Consider the following 22112-nt stretch of genomic DNA (forward strand, 5'->3'; position numbering starts at 1 on the left):
TAATCTTCTTATAATGAGCGTTAGCTTGTTCTTCCAAAACCTTATCGTTTTGCTCAACTACACATCTTGGGCAAACAGGTTTTCCTTGATAAATAATCATTTGAATTGGCTTAATGATTGTTTGTCCACCTATTACATAGGAGTGATTCATACATTGATCAGAATGGTAATTCACCTTCGATTCCAGGGATTCCGCCAGTTTTTTCATTGGTGTTGCCATTTCTATTCGCTCCTTTTTCACCTTTGTTCTTAAACTCTATTTCTGCTGCATTTACATCAGCTAAAGTACGAATGTTTTTGTTAACCCACTGTTTTAAAATCCCTTCAGCATAATTCCATTTCTTCTGCTGTTTCAAAGCACGCTCCATAGCTGCTTGTACAAGTTCTTCGCTAGTATCGTTTACCCATTGCGAAATACTTTCGGCTATGAATGAATTTAAAATACCGAAATTATTTTCGTAGAAAGAGAAGATGCTACTACTTACATTCTCTGTAGTAATCTTTGTAGTAATCTCTGTATTTGTCTTTACTTTGAAATTAGGAGACTCCTTACTTGTAAGTGAGGAGGGTCTTGATTTAGAAGTAACCACCCTATTTACTTCTAAGTAACCAGGGCCTTCCTCTATTTGCTGATACATACTAGAAATTTTCTTTATTTCTGCTGGTACAGGCTCCACAAACATTACGTTATTCAAAATCTTTCCATCGGCGTTGATAGTCCTAAACTCGATTTTTATTAGTAGCATATCCGTTAATAAATCACATGCTCTTTTCACTTGTAATTTTGTAAATCCAAAAGTATCGGCTAACTGTTGATAATTTTTTTGTAACTTGTCTGCTTTGAATTTTTTCTTGTAAGTTACTTTCCCATCTATTTCATTTCGAATAACTGTAGGGCGATACCAATAAACAATTTCACTCAAAACCATAATCGCTACAATATGAGGTTTACCATTACTAAAAGTGATGTAATTAAACCATTCATGATCTACCACATTACCTTTGAAATTTAACCCACCAATTTCAGTTACTATGTTTGACATAAATATTTACCTCCTTATACAAACCGCCACATATACTTGTCCACTTTGGATAATTCGTTGAATTTCATAATGCGGATAACCAACTTTGAAATACCGTTTAATCATCTTTTTTAATTCATCCTTGCTCTCTGCTAAGTCCCAGAACTTATTAGGTAATAGCACTTGATATTCAATTAAATCCATGTACTATTCCCCTACTTTCCGTGGTATACTTATAACAACTTGTTTTTCTTAAAGGACCCACTGCCATGGGTCTTTTTGTTTTGTTTTACGTCACTCCAAGCCCATCGTTTTATTGGTTCGTAAGTAATGTAAAGTAGCCATGCACTGCACGTGATAAACATTGCGAATACTGCTAATGATGTTATATCTTCCACTAGATCACCTCCTTTTGTGCTTCTAACCATGCTTCCAAATCTTTTTGTAGAAAAAGTAGTTTACGCCCTTCTCTTATCACTGGAAACTTAGGATGATTTGCTAATTCATACATCCTACAAACCGCTATGTTTAAGAAAGCTGCTGCTTCCTTCACTCGCATTACCTTGTTTGGTTGTGATTGTTGTTGGAATGAAGCTAAAGCTGCTTGAATTTCTTCTCGAACAACTTCGCGGATTGACTCTTTAATGATTTGATCTAATCCCATTTTGTTTTGCTCCTTTCTAATTTACTTAACCAAACATAACTTAACTTATAGTTAAGTTATGGGCAAAAAATTTCAATTGCATCTAGCTTCACTTTAAAAAACTCAGCAATTTTTACAATTAAGTCATAATAAGGTCGACGCTTCCCGTTTTCAATATACCAATAATAAACTTCAGTAATGCCCACGGCTTCAGCTACTTCCCTACATGTATATCCCTGTTCTACACGTAGCTGTTTTAGAGTTTTCATAAACAACTCCTCTCTTCCGTTTTTGTTGTTATTTACATAATAACTTAACCTAAGGTTAAGTTCAAGCATTTCCCAAAACTTTTTCAAAAAAATTACCTTTCCACTTAACTGATAGTTAATATATAATGACAGTGTGACACCATAATAGTAATTTAAAAAATAATTTCATATAAAATAAACTTGGGGTGTTTTTTATTATGTTTAGTCATGAGAGGTTAAAATCATTAATTGAAAAGAAGAGCATCACCCAACAGCAGTTAGCCGATGTAATTGGTGTTAGTCATGTTTCTGTTTATAATTATGTCGAGGGGAAAAAAGCACCCGGTACACGTACACTTCAGAAGATAGCAAATTATTTAAAAGTAACAACAGATTATTTGTTAGGTTTATCTGATTCACCAGATTTAACAGCAGGCCAAGATTTACAGCTAACAAAAGAAGCACACGAAATTCTTCAAATCATTAATGACTTACCTGAAGAACAACGAAAAAAAGCATTAGAACAATTAGAGATGTTTGTGAACTACGAGAAATCTAAAGGAAATATGTAGTGTAAAAAGACTATCAAAAAGTTAGATAGTCTTTTTTACATAACTTTTTCTTTTTTTGGTTCACTCAAACAGATAGAAAATAATGCCTCTTTCGGATCATCCTCTCCTTGCAAAAGTAATAAAGCTTGTTTAATTAGATTAACTTCCCCTTCTTTGCTATTCATCTTCTTCTATCTCCCTCTTTGTGTTTTTGTATTTTTTTACAAAAATTTCTTTTTTCTTCTTTCAGTAAAAAAAGAAATTTCTCCCAAAACTACAAATGACATCGTCAATTAAGACGATGTCATTTGTTATATATATAAACTTTGATTATGTATTTTACCAACCGCCACCAGGGTCAACCATCATTTGTTGAACTGTAGGTTTTGAATCATTTGTACTAGGTTTTTCTTTTATAGAATCAGTGTTAATGAATAATGTAGCAGCTATTAATATTGCAGGAATGATTTTAATTATTTTTTTCATTATTTCACCTCTTTCCGAAGACAATTATACCAATTATTCAAATTAAACCCAAGTGTATTTTTGGTAAACTCGAATAAAATATATTCCCTGACTTTTGACACATCAAAAGAGAACGTTTCATTAACTCTTCTTTTTTAGTACCTTCATATGTTAAAGCTAAATATGCAGTCTGTATATCTGTTAAACTTCCATTCTTCTCTTTTAATTGATTCAATAGTTTTCTCGCCTCCATTCTGTTACCTTGTTTAATCTTTAAATATGCTAGTTCACCTGAATGAACAACATCTAAGCTACTAATTTCTTTATCATGATGAATCTTTAGAAATGATAATGTATGTTGTACCATTTTTCTTTTTTTCTCAATTCCATTAGTCTTACTAACCCCTATCACTTCTAGAGTCTTTTCCAAATAATATCTTGATCTCTCATATTCATTCGCTGAAAAAATATACGATTCACCTAACTTTAAATATGCATTTACTTTTGGAAAAGAAAAAAAGTTATCCCATTCAAGGTCATCTAATAGTTCCATACTAACATCCCTTGCTTCAATGACTTCACCACCCTGCAACGAAGTAACGACAATTGCTTCTTTATATCGTAATTTATAACATTCTCGAATGTACCTATTACTTATTTTATTTATTTTTATTTCAAGAGATTTTAATCGCTCAATTAAAGAAGTAAAGTTACCCGATTGATATTGCGCTTGACATAATAGAATTTCAATTAACACTTCCATCTCTAATGTTCTTATTGATTTACTTTCCAAGCTTAATGCCTTATGGTACTGTGCAGCATCAATTTCACCTATATATCGTTTATATATAATTCGATACACATTAGCAAATTCTCTATTTTCTGCTACCTTTGATTGTAATTCACTATTTATAATATTAATTAATAGATTAAACTTTCCTCTTAAAGCTAAATCTTCCATTGCCTCACGTAAGTTTTCTGATTTTGGTTTCGTTACATATATATAATCCATTAATAGATTTTCTTGAACCTGTATGCCTTTGTTTAATAGGATGACTGTTTTGGAAAGAAAACCAAAACTCATGTCTGTGTTACCTTTAAAAATTTTTGTAACAGTACTTGGTTTAACTCCCCAATAATTTGCTAGTTTATTTTTCCTTATTCCAGCTGCACATAACTCTTTTTCAATTTGATTTAGAGCTTTCCACATGTTTTGTCCCCCTTATTGGAACAAGACACACTTCCCTATCATGAAAACGCACCTTAATGATGAATTACATCTAAAGGCTGTGTTATACTAGCCATATATGTTACGCATAGTCGTAACTGAAAGGCTCATGGCAAATGTTTTCCCTACTACAATTAGGGCAAACGGTGTAAAAGTGTTCCCAGCACAATTACACACGCTATGGGTCTTTTTCGTTCCGTCAAATTATATTATTAAGAATATTCTATCACAAATAACCCAAACATCCATTCTCTCATATTCTGAAAATACTTGAGAAAGTTGATAAAATTAATATACGCCTAGTTTTTTAGACACTGAAAAAAATTATGCAATATTGCATTTGATAAATGATATATATACGACTTTTGTGTTTACAAAATTATTCATACAAAAGTTCCCATTATGTATGCATTTACTATAAATAAAAAACCACTCAAATGAGTGGTTTTTTATTATGTATTAATATAGATCCCCAAAGGTTCTTTTGTTAAGAAATAAACTAAAAGAACCTCAATTCGCCATTCTAGTAAATTAACTAATATTCTTTAATACCTACTTATGTTTTCTTATATTCAATTAGAACCGAACAGGTTTTGTTAAACTAATCTATCGTTAAAAAACTTACAAATGTGACCCAATAAAAGCAATAGAGTTATGTAAAAAGTGAATCCAACAAACAACCCAAAAAGCAGATATTGTAACTTGATTTTTTTCATTTTTTTTATGATATACCCAATAAGCATAATTATAGAAAAGTCCAATTATTGTTGTAGCAACGATATAAGTAATTCCAAATGAATGATTTAAACCAAATATAATCGATGCTATTAAGATAACAAGATAATCATAATCCCTGATAAAAGGAATAAAACTCAATATCCAGAATAAAAACACCTGAAAAACTATTGTTTCATATATAGGTGCTGCAACTATTCCTGCTAAAATTTCAATAATAATAGGCTGTTCCATTATTGGATTTTTCTCTATTTCAGGTAAGAATAAATCTAATGGCATAGCAAATAAAAATGAACCTAATAAGATTAGTAATATAAACCAAACTACAGGTAAATCAAACATAAATTTATTGATTTTTGCTAACATATGTTTTCTCTCTAACCACCCTCTTATGTTTATAAGAGAATTTTAGAGATTCCTCCTTTCACTAATTAATTTTATAAATTAAATCTATTTATATCGATTATAAGTTATTGGCTGGTTTTTTAAAATATAAACTTTACTATCATTTAAAAAGGTCTGACAATCACATCCTATAACTGAAATTATTCATATATGATAAAATGTATCCATCGCTGATATGTCCAAACATGTAATTTTCATAGCAACAACATTACAACTAGACTTATATATATAAATAAAAAAGCACTCATAATGAGCACTTTTTTACAAATTATAACCTATCCATTTTTGTCCTAAAGATGTATTAATTAAATACCAAGCTTGTTTTACTGTAACGTTTTGATTAGCAACATAACCTACTGGTTGAGAGCCCGGATCATTGCGTATAGCCACTTTTCCTGATACATATAAACGTCCCGCACCTGCATCAAAATCACGCCATAGTGAAGCTTCCGATTGATTGAATCCCATCCATTTTTCCCCTAAAGATGTATTAACAATAAACCATGGTTGCTTTATTGTTACATATTGATTAGCTACATATCCCACTACTGTTGGATCACTTGGACTATTGAATAGTGGCTTTTTACCATAAATATAGTTTTGTAGTACTCCGACATAAGATACAATTCTTGCATCAGAATTCCCCGCTGCCATAGCTGGTGTAGAACCAATAGCCGTAAATGCTAATGCTAGTGCAAAAAATACTACTAATAACTTTTTCATCTTTCTTCCTCCCCTTGAACCCCTTTATAATTCCATTGATTATATTACCGAATTTTCTGTATATTGTAAAGATAAAATTAGTATTATCTTACAATCATACCCTATAACTGAATTTGTTCATATATGGTAAAATGTATCTATCGCTGATATGTCCAAACATGTAATTTTCATAGCAGCAAAATTACAACTAGACTTATACAACATGATTCAAAATAAAATGAAGGAGTGTTTTAAGTGAAAGGACATATTCGAAAAAGAGGAAATAAATATTGCATCGTTATTGATATCGGTCCTGATCCAGAGACAGGGAAAAGAAGACAGAAGTGGTTTTCTGGATATAAGACAAAAAAAGAAGCACAGGCAGATGTAGCAAAGAAGATTACAGAGTTGAATGAAGGAACTTTTATAGAGCCATCTAAAGTTACGCTAAAAGATTACCTAAATCATTGGCTAGAAATTAAAAGTATGAGCATAGAAAAGAGCACTTTTGCTGGCTATAAGGCATTTATCAACCAACATGTTATACCTAGTATAGGAATGGTCGCGCTCCATAAATTAAATGTTATGCACATTCAAAAATGCTATAAGGCTGCGATAGATAAAGGGATTGCAAACAATTCTATTCTGCTTATGCATAGAATTTTAAAGAGCGCTTTAAACCTAGCCGTAAAACAAAATATTATTTCTCGAAATCCAGCAGATTTTGCTGAGATACCTAAAAAAGAAAAAACCCCTATCCAGACTTGGACAGAGGAAGAAGTAAAAAAGTTTTTAGCTCATTCACAAGAATCACGATATCACATTGGGTATCTACTTGCAATAACTACAGGTATGCGTCTGGGAGAAGTTCTAGGTTTACGATGGCAGGACATTGATTTTGAAAAACATACTGTTACAATAAATCAAACATCTGGTCATGACAATAAAATCAAAAAAACTGCAAAAACAAATTCATCAAAACGCACAATTCCTGTACCTAACGAAACAATAGCAGCCTTAAAAAAACATAAAATTTTAATCAATAAAGAGAAATTAAGGTTTGGTTCTGCTTATCTAGATCAAGATTTAATAAATTGTAATGAGTTTGGAAGAATCATAAAAAGAGCACATTTCAGAAAAAGTTTCATTAGGATGACACACAAAGTAGGTATAAAAGAAATTAAATTCCATGATTTAAGACATACACACGCAACTCTACTATTGAAACAAGGAGTTAACCCTAAAATCATCAGTGAGCGATTAGGTCATACAGATATTTCAATGACATTAAGTGTCTATTCTCATGTTTTACCGAATATGCAAGAAGAAGCTGTTAAAAACTTCGGTAAAAGTATCTTTGGATAACTTATGTTTGCAAAATGTTTGCATTTTATAAAAATAAGTCAAACAAACGTTATTATATCAAGGTTTGTTTGACCCAACATCTTATATTCTTGATAGAATCTCCGAATTCCTATTGAAATATTTAATAATGGAGCGTTCTCACCACCACGGCTTATGCATTCGAATCGATATACATAGGAGAAAAAATCTTGTGTTTTTTCATCTTTTATCGGTCCTGACATCGCCTCACAAATATTTTGTGATCTAAGAGGAGAAAAATAGATCTCTTCTTCATTTGTATTTTCTAAATATATAAGACGCTCGCAAAAAATATGTGAGATTAAAGCGGGCCCCCACTTAGAATACGTTTCAATATCATGTAGTACTGGCAAATTAGAAATCAAATCGGATTGCCATTCATATTTTGGTGGCTCAACTAATTGATTTGGTTTCCAATCATGAATAATCTCATACCAACTTTGAAAAATATAATCGAGCTGTTCTTGTCTAATAGGTTCTTTCGATACAATCCATGGTGTATTTTCATTTAATACGTACGGATTATGCTGAATAAACAATATATCCGAAAACATATCATACAATCTTTCATTCAAACGTTTCAACTTACTCGTTAATAAAAACGTCTTATAATGTATCTCTACGATGTCCAGCCATTCAATAGGAAAGTATATAAATGATACCTTTTCATTTAATAGAGGTTCTACTATATTTTCAAATGTTAGCAGCCTTAATTTTTTCATAAAATGATTCCTTCCTTTCTTAAGTTGTCTTGATTATCAAAAAGCTAGAAATAGTTACTTAATCTAATCCATTTAAACAAAGTATTTAAAAGAAACGTAAAAACTGTTTATCTACATAAATCATTATCAAACCGACTCTTTTAAAAATTCAAAGTAATTATCATGTATAACACCTCTATTATATTTGAATTTCGATACATTCGAATTATACATTACACATAATGCATTGTACTTATCATTTACAATATCTTTACAAAAAAACCAAAAAAGAACACCTTAATTCGGTGCCCTTTTTACAAATATAAACCGTTATGTAATTGAACATATAGATAACAGTAATCCTCCAAATGAAATTGCTCCTAGTAAACCTACTACAACTCCTGTTAAACAAATACAATCAGCAAGACAAACAGAAGACTGCGATAATGGAACAAATGACCTACTTGTACTCGAACCATATTGTTTTATTTTCTCATAATTCACATCTAACATTAGATGTAAACATGTTACACCATCCTCAATAGTATGTAGAGGTTCTTTTTCTAATCGCTCCAATAATTTACTATCAAAAGCAACTGATAGAGGATACTGCTTATCTAATTTCATATTTTGATAAATTAGTTGCAAACGAGATAATATATTGCTTTTCTTCTTTTCAGATGTTACTGTACATTTCATTTTATTAAATTCATTTAATAACAGTGTCAATTCATCTCTTTTTCCGTATAAATCTTTAGCTATTTTTCTCTTTCGTTTATACGAATGGATAATAGATTTTAGTTCAATCATATTCATACACTTCCTAATTACATATTATTTACCCGATTATTTTATAGATAAACAGTACTTTTTAATCTTATTTAAATTACACTCAAGCATCTTCATTTACTATCGATTAACATTACATTAACCTTACAAAGTTGTAATAAATTCATTAGCTAGAAGAAATCAATCCCTAAACCAGACAGATATTTGACGATAAAACCATAAGAAAAAAGCAATGATTAGATTTTAAATCTAGTCATTGCTTTATCCATCACCTCTTGATTACACCTATATATCTTATTGTTACTCTTTCACTTGAATGATTGAATATATCCATTATTAATGGCTATATTCTTTGTCGGCACGTACATATATAAAACTAATGTTTTTTAATTGATAAGGTGAAACTTTAATTAGCCCTCACCAATTGGGCTTTTATGGGTAGTCCGCCACCTAACTTCTCTTTGCTCCCGCTGAATTTTTTTAGGGTCTTACTGCCCTGCAAATAGTAGGATAAATGCAATCAATATTCATACGTTATAATAGTACCAGTAGTATCAGTAGTACCACTAAAACCATCAAAACAGTTAGAGCAACCACCACAGCCGCCACAACCTCCGCAACCTCCGCAACCAAAACACCCGAAGCAACCAATACAACGGAATCCACCACAACGAAATCCGCCACAACGACCTCCACCACAACCACCACAACGACCACAACCGCCACAGCGACGAGCAGCATCTTCAATATAGTAATATGGATATTGATTTTGCTGGTCCCAATAGACAATATTTCCAGATCGGTAATCATTAAGACTTAACGCTTGTAGTTCTTGTTGAAACTGATTCATTTTCATAACCTCCATTTATAAAATACAACCTCATCGATGCTTCCCTATGTTTCTGTTCGTTACATCTAAGTAGGAATAGCACTATAAACTAAGTTCAATACGTACACCAACAAAGTATGACTTATCATTAAATGATGCACCTTGTTCATATACCTATTTTTACTATGGGCTCATTTTTATAAAGTGAAACTTTAATCAGTGGGGGATTAGCTCATCCCCCACTGATTATTAGCCCTCACCAATCGGGCTTTTACGGACAGTCCGACCGCCACCTAACTTCTTTGCTTCCGCTGAATTTTGAGGCGGGGGGCTTACTACCCGTTAATGCGGGATAAATAAAAATTAAAAAATATGAATTCTAGCGTCATATCTTCATACTTACTAAATTCAATTAATTTCTCAATAATTATGGCGCCATATCCTATATATTTCCGTCTGTCACTTAGATTTTTCTGTACTGTAAATGCGTTTCGCTATAACATTTCCTAGTGACCGGTTTCTATGACGGATAAGAAATTCCTACAAAGAAAAAAGCCCTAATTAGGGCTTTTCATTCTATTTCTTTAGCAAAACTCTCTATGAAATTGCTAATTGAAAAAAGACGCATTTAGATTGATGCGTCTTTTTGTGATGCCTCTTTTGTGAAATCATATAAAGCAATTGCGCCTAAAAGAACAAGTATACCTTGAGGAACATCTATTAAAATAGTTTGCCAAATCCCCGGAATTACCCATTTAATATCTGCTGCTGTTTCAAGATATGTTTGGAAATAGCTTATTGTAAAATTAATGATTCCTAAAAATACAAACAACGATAAACCAAATCGAATTAATTTCTTATTTGTAAACATATAACACCTCTCAAAATTCATTGGATATTCCTGCTTTTACTTCTTTATATTTATATATCTCTATATTTGATTTTAACACAAAAAGAACTCAAAAAACACAATATGCATATTTGCATATTGTGTTAACAGCACTTCATGGTAATTTAGAAATTCCTGCAAAGAAAAAACAACTCCGTTACAGCTAACAGTGCGGGTTTCTTTTCTTATTTAACTTCATACCTCCAAGCTTTACGTTCAAGGTAAAATTTCATCTCATTACGTTGTGCATCTGAAGTTAGCTTAGTAACATATCCGTTTTATTGTAAAATATATGTGACAGTAGTTTATCCATTTAATGCGTAGACAATTAAACTAGTTAACTTATCGATATGCCATTTCACCATTTCCTCAGCACTATCGACTTTGCACAAATTTGATAAGAAAAAATATATAGACAGGTATGATCCATACCTATCTATAACATTACTTCTATTCTTTATCCAATTACGTCTTTTACGTCTGTATCCACTGGCCACTTTTCTAATGTATAAGCCATTTCCCAAAATGAATATTCATATTGACTGCTAATAATAAAATGCTGTTTCATACGCTTGCGGTCTGCCTCTGTTACTTTTTCAGCGATAGTATCTAAACGTGTAATTTGTTCTTCAACTAGCGTACGGAACCAATCAGATCCATAAGCAGAAATCCATTCGTTATAAATTGGCTCTTCCGGCTGACACTCTTTTAAGCGTTCGCCAATTTCATAATACAACCAATAGCAAGGTAAAATTGCTGCAATAATATCTCCTAAATGTCCTTCATACGCAGCACGATACATATGTGAAGTATACGCATATGCAGTTGGCGCAGGAATAAAATTATCTTTTTCTTCTTTTGTTATCCCTAGCTTTTTAGCAAAATTCTCATGTAAAGATAACTCGGCCTCATATGTATTTTGAGCATGATGTGCCATACGAGCTGTCGTCTCTAATTCAAGAGCTTTTGCAGCTCCTAAAGTTTGTACTCTAGCAAAATGACTCAAATAATATGAATCTTGAAGCACATAATAGCGAAAACTAGCTAAATCTAACGTTCCTTCACCAAGTTTTTTTACAAAAGGATGGTTAAAACTCGCTTCCCAAATTGAATCTACTTCTTTACGTAATGATTGTGAAAAAGTCATTTAAATCCCTCCAATAATGTATAAAATATAAGTATTTATCCACAATTATTAAAGCTGTAAAATAAAAAAACTTTCTTTACAGGCGTAAAGAAAGTGAAATTGACAGTATTTATTTACTCATTAAATAGCAACGTCTTTCCCACTTCCCTACGCTGGCATTAACCAGATCAGGTACTAAGAGTCTCAAAATCACATTTGATCTCAGCCTATAAAAGGCCCCCCTAGTGGATAAATATTTTGTTTTTATAATGTATTCATCATAGCATACTTCGTGAAACTGTCAAAATAATTCGTTATATAACTATCTTAAAAACCTTCTTCTTTTCTCACTTTTAATGATGTTTCAATAATCATATCTAATAGTTTACTATAACTAATTCCCGCTGCTTCTGCACTTTTTGGCAATAAACTTGATTGTGTCATCCCTGGTAATGTATTAATTTCCATTACATATGGAATTCCGTCCTTCACCATCATATCAACTCTTGCATAAACACTACATTTTAATGCTTTATAACAAGCCAGTGACGCTTTATTTACACGTTCATTAATTTCCGCTGGAAGTTCGATAACTTCCTCAACTGTACTAGTATCATCATATTTTGCATTGTAATCAAAGAACTCGGCTGCATGTCGAATTGAAACTATAGGTAACTGTTTTCCATCCAGAATGGAACATGTAATTTCATCACCTTTTATATACTTCTCAATTACTACTTCAGAATCCCATTCGAATACAGTTTCTAGCATTGAGATCAATTCATTTTTATTGTAAACGATTTTTACCCCGACACTCGATCCGCCAGAGTTTGGTTTTACCACTAATGGAAATCCTAACTTATCTAACTCATCAAGCTTTAGATCCTCCATTTTTGTAAGTTCAATCCAATCTGGTGTTTCTACACCTTCATAACGTAAAATCTTTTTCGAAATATTTTTATCCATACATATACTACTAGATAACATATTGCTTCCGCTATAAGGAATCCCTAAACTCTCCAGTGTTCCTTGAACTGTCCCATCTTCTCCGTATTTTCCATGTAACGCGAGCAATGCAAAATCAATGTCTTTCGCTTTTTCAATTAAATCCATTTTTTCGTTTAATATAATTGGAACTATTTCATACTTACTTTTATCTAAATGTGCGATCATTTCATTTCCAGTCATAATTGATACTTGCTTTTCAGACGATACCCCGCCCATAATAACGCCAATTCTCATTTCCTCAACTCCAAATTTCATTTTTTATTGTATCACCAATTATTTTGATTCCCCGAACTATTTCTTCTTCTTTCAAGCGTGAAAATCCTAATCGGAAAGTATTCGCTCCTTCTTCACCAGAGTAAAAAACATCTCCAGGTGAAAACGTAACGCCTTTCTCATAACACTTTTGTAAAAGTGTGCGAGCATTCATATGCTCTTCTAGCTCTATAAATAAATGAAGTCCACCATCTCCAGTCATTCTTTTGAAAGGAATGTACTGGTTACATGCCCCGACAGCTAAATCATATTTTTTCTTATAAACAGATCTTGCCTTTTTTAAATATTTTTCAAAATATCCCTCATGTAAATATTGAAACAGAACAGCTTGATCTAACGTAGATGTGTGAATCGTTCTTGCTCTTTTTACGCTTTCTAAATAATGAATCAGCTCTTTATCTGCAATAATCCAGCCTACACGTAAACCAGGGAAAAGTACCTTTGAAAAGCTGCTAATATAAATCACATTATTGCCAGCTCCAGCAAACGTTAATAATGGAGCTAAATGTGAACCTGAATAACGTAATTCTTCATTAAATCCGTCCTCTATAATAGGAACCTTGTATTTTGAGAATAATCTCATCAATTCCGTTCTTTTCTCTGAACTCGTAACAATACCAGTTGGATTATGATAAGAAGGAATTAAATATGCAAAATCAAAATCTTTTTCACGCAAGCTTTTTTCAACTTCATTCGTATCAATACCATCCTCATTCATATCAATCCCATGAACTTCAAGGCCATGTAAGCGGAACAGCTTTAGTGCAGCGTGATGAGTTGGATTCTCACAAATGACACGACCGGATTTTTTTGATAAAGAAGAGAGTACAATATCCAATCCTTCTGTAAATCCATTTGTAATTAGAATATCTTTATTAGAAATGTCTACACCTTTCATTTCCATGTAATGAAGTAAGTAATTCATTAATGGTCTATATCCTTTTGCATATCCGTAGTTCAATACGATGTCCCCTTCAATGGACATACGAGTAAGAAAAGCTCTTTTGAAATTTTCAACATCAAATAGCTTCTCATCCGGGGCTATACTATTAAAAACAATCATTCCCTTTTCCCAACGAACACCATGTTTCATTAAATCTAATTCATCCGCTAATGCGGTCACTGTATTAAGTTTATTTTTCCAATCTATTTCAACTGACGAAGTGTTAGATATATCCACCTTCGCAACAAAGTTCCCTTTTCCTTTAACTGCATAAATGAGTCCTTCTTGCTCTAAATCTGCATAAGCAGCGAGTACAGTGTTTCTACTCACACTTAGTAATTCACTTAGTTCCCTTGTTGATGGGATTTTTTGATCCCCGAGCAAATGCCCTTTCATAATCATCTTCTTCAAATAATCTTTCAATTGAATATAAACGGGACGATCTTTAACAACTTTAAAATCCTTAAACAATTCCTTACCCCCTGCAATCATTTTTGCATATTTATTTCATTCTCAAAAGGTCCACAACATATGTATTTTTTATAAAGGGCGGTACGGTCTTACAAATCTTTTCGATATAAGTTAATTACATCTTTTAAAGCTGCAGCTGCTGCGCCTCGTGGATTAGAAGCCCCGCCAATTGTAGTAACTTGCCCCATCGTATCTGTAAAGAACGTAATTCCTTTTTCGCTCCCATTTACTTTTGCTAACGGATGATCTTTTTCTATTTCGCACGGTTCAACATTTAAATTCACATTGCCACCCGCATCCTTATATATTGATGCTATTAATTTAATAATTTTATGGTGTTCCTTAGCATTTTGTATTTGCTGTTTTGTAACGTGCTCGATTCCTTTTATATGTATATCAGCAAGTGTTTTCTCTGTTTCCATTAAGCTGTTTGTCAAAAGTAACAATTTACACGCACTATCTGAACCACTTATATCTAATAGAGGGTTTGTCTCAGCAATTCCTTTATTTTGTGCTTCTTTCAGCGCTTCTTCAAATGTCATATCTTCCTCATACATTTTCGTAAGAATATAATTAGTTGTTCCATTTAATATTCCTTCTATTTTTTCAATACTGCAACCGGCTAAACTAAATTGTCCGATATCTAGTGTCGGTAGTGCAGCGGCTGTTGCACCGCTATATCGAATTCGTACATTTGCACCTCTTGCTGCTTCATTTATTTCTCTCCAGTTTGTAACGAGCGCACCTTTTGAAATTGTTACTATATCCATCCGTTTCTCAATCGCTTGTTTCATATATTGTTTCCCTGGATTTCCATCTTTAAGATTTGTGAATGTTGATTCTACCAATACAGTACCACTTATGCTAGTTGTCGCACGTTCCTTTGGATGATACTCTAAATATTTTTCAATTGCAGCGGTACCGCCACCATACATTAATAAATGATGAAGAGATAGGCCGTCTTCATTATGTATTGCAATATTTCTCCCTAATACGCCACTTACAACTAATTGAATCCCATATGTTTCATATATATATGAATATTTTTCATTTAATAATTTTATAAACTCTCTGCCTACTGTTCCGTATCCTGATAATACAACTTGAATTTTCATAATATCCCCCCATATTTTTTCTACCAAATCCCTCTTTCAATATAATATAAAGCGCTCTCGAATTCCATCGAGAGCGCTTTATTATTACTTATTTCGGTAAACGTGATAGCTTTTCAGCAATTTTTCTATAAAACTCTTGAATGCTAGAAAAACCTAAAGAGTCTGAAACACTTAATCCTACCATGTCGAGATGGTCCCAATTCGCTTTCGTTTCGATATGATTCCATTTTCCAACCTGTAATGACTCATTATTATTTACAGCAACATTAGAAGATGGTGCAATCATGGAATTTGTATTTACTACACCATCATTTTGCCACCAAGAAGTATCAACTAACGGACGGTTTTCTTCATATCTCGCATAAGAACCTAAGAAAAATGCATTCCCCATCAACACTTTGTTCATCGTTATATGAGGTAAATGTAAACCTGTTATAGGTGCTGCTTGTGATGCATGTCCACTATAGGATAAGTAATACACATCCGGTTGCGTCTTTACCCAATTATTTAACTCCTTTGCACCATCTGTACTTAAATCCCATTGACTTATATCTTTTGTATTTTTCCAAAGTGAACTATTTAGAATACGATTACTATATTGGAAAAAGGACTCTCCAGCATTCTTCTTTATACCCCATTGATCCAATTTAAAATCATATAACGATAAATTATTGTTTCCTCCGAAGCTCGCAGCTGTAATGAGTAAATCTTTAACGAACGGTAGCAGAAGACTCCCATCCGCAAGTGTTGTACCGTTGTGAGGGGTTGCTAATGTTGTAACACTATGAACATATGATTTTCCGCCTTCAAATAGTGGTGATATTTTGGTGTCTGGGTGATTTTTTACATAATTCTTTTCTTCAAAACTCCCTTCTTTTAATAGCTGTACTAATGTTCTAATTGTTTGTCCACCCATGCTATGTCCAATTAAATGAACTTTATTTGTTTCACTCCAATTCGGCGCAAAACCACTATAAGTTCTGCCAAAACGTTTATGTCCATGTTTCTCAGCATGCGAGACACCATAGTCTACTGTTCCACCGCTAATTTGCGCATACAATTCACATGCACGATCCCAGTTACTAGAAACAGGTCCAACAGCTGCGGTATGTACCGTATAACCATTTCGTTTCAAATCTTCCTGTATATCATGAACACCACCCCAATATTTTACGCCAAGCATTTCTTCTCTACCCCATCCAGCAAATCCATTCACCAATATGATAGGATAATTATTTTGTGGCCTCTCTTCAGCGTATGATATTTTCGCTTCGAATGAACATACGGTCACTAATGCGAAAAAACATATTTTTAAAACTAACTTCCCCATACTTTCTCCCCCTATTAAAACGTTTACATTTTTCTTTTTTGAAAATCAACAGAATACTTTAATAACTTAAACATAATGTAAAATATTTTATATACGTTGTATATATAGAAAACATATACAAATGTTGATAAATATTAATTCAAGTAAACATTTACTTTTTACAATACAACTTGTAAATCTGTTTATTTGAATTTATAATTAGATATAGTTTCCTCATGTTAAAAAGATTTAAAAACCATAAGAAAACTAATCTCATTGCTTGAAAAGGAGGAAAAAACATGCAAATCGGATCAAATATTCATACATTATCTCAACCTACTAAAATAACTCCATCTACTCTTGAGCATAATACTATCTCTTCTACTAAACTTGAAAGTAAGAAAGTAAATGATCCTATCAAGTTTGATATTCGTTCATCTGAAAAAGAAATGAAACAGCCTGAGCATAAATTTAATGAATTAGATTTATGGAAGATGTTAAAGGATAAAGGTGTTCCTTTATGGATCATCCTTGAAATGCTACAAAAGGCTCGTAAAGAAAAAGAAGCCCAAAATAATTCAGTTCAAAATTCAAATGCGATTAAGGAAACAAATGAGACTCGATTAAATGAAGTAATGTAAAGCATAATAATTGATTTGTCTATAAACTAAAAAGAGTTCGAGATTGATAAACTTTCTATCAACCTCGAACTCTTTTTTAAGATTTTTCTCCGATCGTTACAAACTGAACTGATACTTTCTCTTTAAAACCTTCAATTAACTTTCTTACTTTTACTTTTTCATTAATCAATGTATTATCTGTCGACATTTTAGGTTTTTCATCACCTAACGACTTTTTCAGATGTAGAAGTTGCATATTCGTTTCATTCGCTTTTATTTCTTTATACACACTATTTTTCGCCACAATGATATACCATAGTGCTCCATAGTCACGTTTATTGCCAAGCCAAGCATCGCTATCATATGCAACTGGTATCTCTTCTCCTTCTATTTTAATACTTTTAATATTCTTTTCTTCTTCATTTATAAATAGTAGTGAGCTTTCTTTTGGAAAATTCGGTAACGTATCTACCAGTTTGGAAAGGGCTACTTGGTCACGTTTACGAAAAATCTTTGCTTTAATCATCGCCTGTGCAGTAGATTCATTTAATATTAGTACCTTTCCTTTTTCAAATTCCCCTGTTTTCACTGGAAAAATTTCATGTTCTTTCGTATTTTCCTTATAACGATTCATAATTGCTCCAGTATGATTCTCATCTCCAATGATTAATACACCGTTAGCTGGAAATAATTCTTCACTTTTAGCACATGCACATAAACTAATTAAAATTAATATACATAATATGAAAATTGATAATGGTTTTTTCATTACAATTCCTTTCATAACTCATATTGTTTTTTTACATGCTTTTCTGCAATGTTACTTGCTGATGTTCTCTACTGTTCCATAGTTTTATAAAGCTTTTGTAGGTAACGCCAACGGGTTATAAAGAAATATAAAACTTGTATACATATAAATGAAATTAAAATAACGATAGAGCTATTTATGATAGAAAAATCGACTAATTGCTGTAATGCTATATAAGCAACTACAGTATGAATCACTGCAACGACAATTGGTAAAAAGAACATTAATAATAACTGCCTCGTTACAACTTTTTTCAACTCACCTTTACTTAATCCCATTTTCGAAATCATTTTATATTGCTGTTGGTCGCGATCCAAATCTGTATATAATCGAAAATAAATAAAACTAGCGGCGAATGTAAAGAAGACGATTCCAACTAAAATACTTACCATAAGTAATAAACCATTCTTTTGCTTTGCTTCCAACAAGTTTAATGTTAAAGCTTCAAAGTAGAAATCTCTGTCCCTAAGATCTTTATCGAATATACTCTTTAATTGATTTGAAATCTCTTTCGTTTTTATCCAATCATCTACAACAAATCCGTAAGTACGATATGGAATTTCTTTATTAACTGGGTCACTAGTAAGAGGTATTCCATCATATACCTGATCTTGAACAGCGATATAAATAGTTCTAGAATCATGTGGTAAAACTAAATTTTCTACAGCTTTTTTCACATGAAATGTCTTTGTCCAGTCACCTTGAATGACTTCTATATTCTTTTTATACTCGCCATTTTTAAATTCTTGTTTTTGTGATACGACTCCAGGAATTAATAAAATTTCATCTTCTTTTTCAATTGTTTCTTGTTGATAGCCTAGTGCTTTAGCAAGATCGTTGTATTCACTTAACTTCATTACATTTACGCCATTTTCTGTGTATATATATGAAGATGAAGCCATTCGATACGGAATATTAGCATCAGAAAGGTGTTTTTTTATAATAGAAAGATTTTTATTCAATACTTTGTCATTTTCAAAACTTCCATACAAAAATGTATACGGATTTGTCATCCTTACCAAATCCCTATTTCCAATTGCGGCTGTTGTACCAATTGCTGTAAATGCAACTGCTGAAACAATAGATACTATAAAAAACATCGTTGCATTATCTTTCATACGGTAAATTAATTCAGAAAATGTTAATATATTTGTTCTCTTTAAAAAGAAAGATTCTCTCCTTTTAGCAAGGTGCAATATATAAACGCTACACTGAGTATATAAAAAGTACGTTCCTATAATTACTAGAAGCACACCTATTCCAAGCGTAATAAAATTGGTACTTGGTATGAAGCGAAATACTGAAAAATATCCATACCCTATACTAATTAAAGAAAGTATCGATAATAAAACTGAAGATTTCGGTTCAGGTTTTGGCTTTTCCTCTGCTCGAATAAGTTCCACAAGTTCCGTTACTTTTATCATTTTAAATGTAAATAATGAAACAATTAAAAACAAGAAAAGAAATGTAATAACTGTTAATAATACAGCCCGAACTGGTATATAAAAAGGTAAACCATTATTAATCATTAATACACTTGCACTTATTAATAAGACTAGTTTAGAAAATATGAGTCCAATGAAAATCCCTATACAAATTGAACCAAGTCCAATCAACATATTTTCAATTAATAATAATTTCTTAAGCTGTCTCATTGACATACCTTGCATCATTAAAATACCAAATTCTTTTTTACGCGTCTTTAAAAACGAACTAACTGAATATAGAATGAAGAAAAATGAAAATACAAAAATCAATCCTTGCGAAACTGAAAATCCCAATGTACCAAATGCACTTATTGTTGCACTTGTCGATTTCAACTCACCTTGTAAATCAGGATGAAATAATAAAAGAGCATACGTAAAGAAAATCATAATAGAAAATGCACTACTTAAAAAATGAGCTACATAGGTACGTTTATTACGAAAGATATTATTAAATGCGAACTGACGAAAAGTCATGCCTTTTCCCTCCTAACAAAGAAAGGACATCCATAATTTTTTGATAAAATGCTTGCCTGCTTTCACCACAATAAATTTCATTATATAGTTGACCATCTTTAATGAAAATTACTCTGCTGCAAAAGCTCGCTGCATACGGATCATGTGTAACTAACATCATCGTTGCTTTTTCTTCTTTATTTAGAGTATCAAGCATCTCCATTACATCATTTGAAGATTTAGAGTCCAAGTTCCCTGTTGGTTCATCTGCAAGTAATAATTGCGGCTTATGAACGATCGCACGAGCGATTGCTGTTCTTTGAGCTTGCCCCCCTGATATTTCAAACGTTCTTTTACTCAATATATCAGTAATGTTTAACTTCTCTGCAATCTCTTCCACTCGTTTATTCATTTCTTGGACGGAAACACCATCTAAAGTCATCGGCAATACAATGTTTTCTTTTACAGTAAGTGTGCTAAGAAGATTAAATGATTGAAATACAAATCCTAATTGTTTTCTGCGGAATAATGCTAATTCTTCTGATGATAATTGAAAAGGATTTGTGCCATTAATAAATATTTCTCCTGATGATGGAGAATCAATAGTAGATACCATATTTAATAACGTTGTTTTCCCACTACCTGACGGGCCCATAATTCCTACAAATTCACCTTCTTGAATTGATAAATCAATATCTACTAATGCTTTATAAGGTACTTTCCCTTTATATACTTTACTAATACTTTTTGCCTGTAAAATTTCCATTTATATTCTCCCTTCATTTCCACTGCTCACTATAGAGTGTAAATGAATTGTCTTATAGCTCATATTGATTCATCTTTCATTTATCTTACACGCTTGTAAGATTTCTAAAAAAACTGATAACAAACCTATTTTCAATCTATAAACAAAGCATATCTATCTTATAATATTTGCATATTGGTTTGAATTACAATGCTATTTTCTAATCTTTATTTTATTAATAAGAAAAGACCGATTTTTTTATCGGTCTTTTTACTTTCAAATATTATATTTTAACTGTTGTATGTAGTTGAAGCATATTTGAGTTACCCATTAAATACTATTTCACTTTATAATAACCTCTGCAAAAAAATGAGTGCTTCGGTTTCATTGCAATCAAAAACGAATTGTAAATATCTGAGGCGGAAATGAATGCGTTTATCCAACATATAAATAATAAAATTGATTTAATATTTCCTGATACAAAGAACGACATCATGGCAGGAACTACTGATAATACAATAATAGGCAAGCTCATAAAGACCCAAAATCTCGTTTTGGATAAGACTGCATTTGTATTTAACCAAAAAAATCTTTTACTAAATGTTAAGCTAATATCCCCTTGTTTACTTATTACTAAAATGTGTAGACATTCGTGAATGATGAAGACTAAGGTACCTATTATGATAAGATAAGATAAGATAAGATAAGATAAAATATATTAATATGAGTGAAACCTGTTTCAAAAAAATAAGGTATTATAAAAATGATTATATGAAGTAAATATACAAACTTCATATAATGTTTTCGGTACCAATTATTCTGTATAAAAGGAGTCCATTCTGAAAAATCCATACTTATTTGTGGCAAGTGACGAAACCAAATTATAATACGTGTTCCCCTCCCTCATTTAAACTAATTCCTGGCTTAAAGATTTAATCTACTAGCACTCAACCGTAAGTTTTATATGTAACTCTTTAATAGACTTACCAGCAATTTTTGTTGACTAAGACTAAATGCTTCTTTATACCGCCCACTGTTCTGTTCTTTTCCCTTCCATTTTTCAAGTAATTCATCTGTAGAATGATTTGAGTAAGAAATTTGTATTATCATTGATACATAAATTCGACAAAATCTTCCAATTACCTTTTCATAAATGATTTTCAA

Annotated in this window: 24 protein-coding genes, 3 pseudogenes and 1 riboswitch; of the genes and pseudogenes, 3 read left to right on the top strand and 24 right to left on the bottom strand. The window is 31.9% G+C overall.

Translation table 11 applies throughout. The features are described from left to right. From MR170_RS14275 to MR170_RS14295, 5 genes and pseudogenes are all read right to left on the bottom strand, one after another. Window positions 1-220, bottom strand: a pseudogene (locus MR170_RS14275) (ATP-binding protein); the annotation flags it as partial. Next, a complete protein-coding gene (locus tag MR170_RS14280) occupies window positions 159-1043 on the bottom strand; it encodes a DnaD domain-containing protein (protein ID WP_242308482.1) in 885 nt (294 codons plus the stop codon). The gene MR170_RS14280 and the pseudogene MR170_RS14275, both read right to left, overlap by 62 nt. Before the next feature lie 6 nt (window positions 1044-1049). Next, window positions 1050-1226, bottom strand: coding sequence for a hypothetical protein (locus tag MR170_RS14285; protein WP_242308483.1), 177 nt, complete (start codon window positions 1224-1226; stop codon window positions 1050-1052). A 193-nt stretch (window positions 1227-1419) separates the two neighbouring features. Next, window positions 1420-1686 (bottom strand): helix-turn-helix domain-containing protein, encoded by a 267-nt coding sequence (locus MR170_RS14290; RefSeq protein ID WP_000522028.1) that lies wholly within the window; start codon window positions 1684-1686, stop codon window positions 1420-1422. 56 nt (window positions 1687-1742) lie between these two features. Next, window positions 1743-1934, bottom strand: coding sequence for a helix-turn-helix domain-containing protein (locus MR170_RS14295; protein WP_053564395.1), 192 nt, complete (start codon window positions 1932-1934; stop codon window positions 1743-1745). 197 nt (window positions 1935-2131) lie between these two features. Between MR170_RS14295 and MR170_RS14300 the strand changes: the two genes are divergently transcribed. Continuing rightward, a complete protein-coding gene (locus MR170_RS14300) occupies window positions 2132-2485 on the top strand; it encodes a helix-turn-helix domain-containing protein (RefSeq protein ID WP_053564396.1) in 354 nt (117 codons plus the stop codon). A 35-nt stretch (window positions 2486-2520) separates the two neighbouring features. Here the strand turns inward: MR170_RS14300 and MR170_RS32250 are convergent, their stop codons facing one another. The 5 genes from MR170_RS32250 to MR170_RS14320 all read right to left on the bottom strand — a co-directional run bounded on the left by MR170_RS32250 (window position 2521) and on the right by MR170_RS14320 (window position 6020). After that, entirely contained in the window at window positions 2521-2649 is a 129-nt protein-coding gene (locus tag MR170_RS32250) for a hypothetical protein (protein ID WP_276575606.1), read from the bottom strand. Window positions 2650-2803: 154 nt separating this feature from the next. Further along, window positions 2804-2950 (bottom strand): hypothetical protein, encoded by a 147-nt coding sequence (locus MR170_RS14305; RefSeq protein WP_053564397.1) that lies wholly within the window; start codon window positions 2948-2950, stop codon window positions 2804-2806. A gap of 37 nt (window positions 2951-2987) precedes the next feature. Beyond that, entirely contained in the window at window positions 2988-4139 is a 1152-nt protein-coding gene (locus MR170_RS14310) for an AimR family lysis-lysogeny pheromone receptor (protein WP_242308484.1), read from the bottom strand. A gap of 639 nt (window positions 4140-4778) precedes the next feature. After that, window positions 4779-5258, bottom strand: coding sequence for a CPBP family glutamic-type intramembrane protease (locus MR170_RS14315; RefSeq protein ID WP_242308485.1), 480 nt, complete (start codon window positions 5256-5258; stop codon window positions 4779-4781). A 300-nt stretch (window positions 5259-5558) separates the two neighbouring features. Continuing rightward, complete coding sequence (locus MR170_RS14320) at window positions 5559-6020, bottom strand: hypothetical protein (protein ID WP_053564400.1); 462 nt, start codon at window positions 6018-6020, stop codon at window positions 5559-5561. 234 nt (window positions 6021-6254) lie between these two features. Here MR170_RS14320 and MR170_RS14325 point away from each other — a divergent pair, with 234 nt between their 5' ends. Then, window positions 6255-7364 (top strand): site-specific integrase, encoded by a 1110-nt coding sequence (locus MR170_RS14325; protein WP_242308486.1) that lies wholly within the window; start codon window positions 6255-6257, stop codon window positions 7362-7364. A 38-nt stretch (window positions 7365-7402) separates the two neighbouring features. On the opposite strand, the gene MR170_RS14330 is transcribed toward MR170_RS14325, so the two are convergent. From MR170_RS14330 to MR170_RS14375, 10 genes and pseudogenes are all read right to left on the bottom strand, one after another. After that, on the bottom strand, window positions 7403-8104 hold the full coding sequence (locus MR170_RS14330) for a pPIWI_RE module domain-containing protein (RefSeq protein WP_242308487.1): 702 nt from the start codon (window positions 8102-8104) through the stop codon (window positions 7403-7405). Window positions 8105-8413: 309 nt separating this feature from the next. Continuing rightward, window positions 8414-8899: a hypothetical protein gene (locus MR170_RS14335; protein ID WP_016081499.1), complete on the bottom strand. Its 486-nt coding sequence runs from the start codon at window positions 8897-8899 to the stop codon at window positions 8414-8416. 209 nt (window positions 8900-9108) lie between these two features. Further along, window positions 9109-9240: pseudogene (locus tag MR170_RS14340) on the bottom strand (site-specific integrase); the annotation flags it as partial. Between the two features lie 152 nt (window positions 9241-9392). Next, window positions 9393-9722, bottom strand: coding sequence for a heterocycloanthracin/sonorensin family bacteriocin (locus MR170_RS14345; RefSeq protein WP_048564718.1), 330 nt, complete (start codon window positions 9720-9722; stop codon window positions 9393-9395). Window positions 9723-10329: 607 nt separating this feature from the next. Beyond that, window positions 10330-10593: a DUF3937 family protein gene (locus MR170_RS14350; RefSeq protein ID WP_029442397.1), complete on the bottom strand. Its 264-nt coding sequence runs from the start codon at window positions 10591-10593 to the stop codon at window positions 10330-10332. 454 nt (window positions 10594-11047) lie between these two features. Beyond that, a complete protein-coding gene (gene tenA / locus MR170_RS14355) occupies window positions 11048-11737 on the bottom strand; it encodes a thiaminase II (protein WP_000144509.1) in 690 nt (229 codons plus the stop codon). A 127-nt stretch (window positions 11738-11864) separates the two neighbouring features. Beyond that, window positions 11865-11970, bottom strand: a riboswitch (TPP riboswitch). A 73-nt stretch (window positions 11971-12043) separates the two neighbouring features. Further along, window positions 12044-12958 carry a D-alanine--D-alanine ligase gene (locus MR170_RS14360; RefSeq protein WP_029442396.1) on the bottom strand — a complete coding sequence of 305 codons (915 nt, stop codon included), beginning with the start codon at window positions 12956-12958 and terminating at the stop codon, window positions 12044-12046. 4 nt (window positions 12959-12962) lie between these two features. After that, window positions 12963-14411: a MocR-like pyridoxine biosynthesis transcription factor PdxR gene (gene pdxR, locus MR170_RS14365; protein ID WP_043937205.1), complete on the bottom strand. Its 1449-nt coding sequence runs from the start codon at window positions 14409-14411 to the stop codon at window positions 12963-12965. Window positions 14412-14500: 89 nt separating this feature from the next. Next, window positions 14501-15526, bottom strand: a complete 1026-nt coding sequence (locus MR170_RS14370) for a homoserine dehydrogenase (protein WP_242308489.1) — start codon at window positions 15524-15526, stop codon at window positions 14501-14503. Window positions 15527-15614: 88 nt separating this feature from the next. Then, window positions 15615-16856 carry an esterase/lipase family protein gene (locus MR170_RS14375; RefSeq protein ID WP_242308491.1) on the bottom strand — a complete coding sequence of 414 codons (1242 nt, stop codon included), beginning with the start codon at window positions 16854-16856 and terminating at the stop codon, window positions 15615-15617. Between the two features lie 278 nt (window positions 16857-17134). On the opposite strand from MR170_RS14375, the gene MR170_RS14380 reads away from it, so the two are divergent. Then, window positions 17135-17476, top strand: a complete 342-nt coding sequence (locus MR170_RS14380) for a DUF3914 domain-containing protein (protein WP_242308492.1) — start codon at window positions 17135-17137, stop codon at window positions 17474-17476. A gap of 76 nt (window positions 17477-17552) precedes the next feature. On the opposite strand, the gene MR170_RS14385 is transcribed toward MR170_RS14380, so the two are convergent. From MR170_RS14385 to MR170_RS14400, 4 genes and pseudogenes are all read right to left on the bottom strand, one after another. Next, entirely contained in the window at window positions 17553-18224 is a 672-nt protein-coding gene (locus tag MR170_RS14385) for a lipoprotein BA_5634 family protein (RefSeq protein ID WP_242308495.1), read from the bottom strand. A 68-nt stretch (window positions 18225-18292) separates the two neighbouring features. Then, window positions 18293-20224, bottom strand: coding sequence for an ABC transporter permease (locus tag MR170_RS14390; protein WP_105434243.1), 1932 nt, complete (start codon window positions 20222-20224; stop codon window positions 18293-18295). Continuing rightward, window positions 20199-20969, bottom strand: coding sequence for an ABC transporter ATP-binding protein (locus MR170_RS14395; protein ID WP_016081509.1), 771 nt, complete (start codon window positions 20967-20969; stop codon window positions 20199-20201). Before MR170_RS14395 ends, MR170_RS14390 begins: the two co-directional genes overlap by 26 nt. 316 nt (window positions 20970-21285) lie before the next feature. After that, window positions 21286-21800, bottom strand: a pseudogene (locus tag MR170_RS14400) (DUF3267 domain-containing protein). Window positions 21801-22112 lie beyond the last annotated feature (312 nt).

The sequence above is a fragment of the Bacillus cereus group sp. BfR-BA-01524 genome (assembly GCF_022662595.1).
GTDB classification, from domain to species: Bacteria; Bacillota; Bacilli; order Bacillales; family Bacillaceae_G; genus Bacillus_A; species Bacillus_A thuringiensis_S.